The sequence below is a fragment of the Gemmata algarum genome, from assembly GCF_034097035.1.
In the GTDB taxonomy this organism is placed as follows: Bacteria; Planctomycetota; Planctomycetia; order Gemmatales; family Gemmataceae; genus Gemmata; species Gemmata algarum.
Genome location: NZ_JAXBLV010000114.1, coordinates 1 through 807, shown reverse-complemented (window position 1 = coordinate 807; position 807 = coordinate 1). Strand labels below are relative to the sequence as shown.

At 67.0% G+C, this 807-nt stretch carries 1 protein-coding gene and 1 pseudogene; both read left to right on the top strand.

What is annotated here, in order from left to right; all coding sequences use genetic code 11:
* Positions 1–57: 57 nt before the first annotated feature.
* A pseudogene (locus R5W23_RS32510) lies at positions 58–306 on the top strand (transposase); the annotation flags it as partial.
* A gap of 22 nt (positions 307–328) precedes the next feature.
* Positions 329–807: transposase (locus R5W23_RS32505; protein ID WP_326522214.1), on the top strand; the 479-nt coding region annotated here is incomplete at its 3' end.

Sequence of the window (807 nt, the reverse complement as noted above, 5' to 3'; positions counted from 1 at the left end):
AGAGTGTGTTTTGAAACTGATGTCGCGTAGGAATGTGGGATTGGGTATTGGGTTTGCATGAGTCGCAAGCCGTACCCAACCGACCTGACCGATGAGCAGTGGGAGCGACTGGCCCCACGGCTTCCCAAGTCCAAGTCCGGCACGCCCAAAGGCGGTCACCCGGTCGTCGTGGATCGGCGGGAGGTGGTGAACGCCATCTTCTACCACCGGCGGGCCGGCGGGGCGTGGCGGATGCTCCCGCACGACTTCCCGGCCGGGCAGACCGTCTACGGGTTGTTCCGCGACTGGCGGCTGGGCGGCACTTGGGAGAAGGTTCACGCCGCCCTGCGTGAGGAGGTGCGCATCGAGGCCGGTGCCCCGCCGACCCCGGAAACCCTGCGGGTGGACTCGCAGACGGTCAAGACGACCCACCGCGGCGGCCCCAAGGGGTACGACGGGGGGAAAAAAGGTGAACGGCCGCAAGCGGTTCATCGGGGTCGATTCGCTCGGGTTGATCTGGGCGTTGTCGGTGGTCACGGCCGACGTCCAGGATCGGGACGGCGGGCGGTGGTTGCGGGGCGCGGTGCGGCACCGGCTGCCGCGGGTGCGTGAGGTGATCGCCGACAGCGGGTTCTCCGAGCGGTTCCAGGAGTTCGTCCGCCACGTGTGCCGGTGGGCGGTGACCATCACCGCCAACGCGAAGGACGGTTTCAAGGTGCACACCCGCCGGTGGGTGGTGGAGCGCACGTTCGCTTGGTTCGTCCGGTACCGGCGGCTCATGGTCGATTACGAGTACCACACCGAAACCACCGAAGCCATGATCCAAGC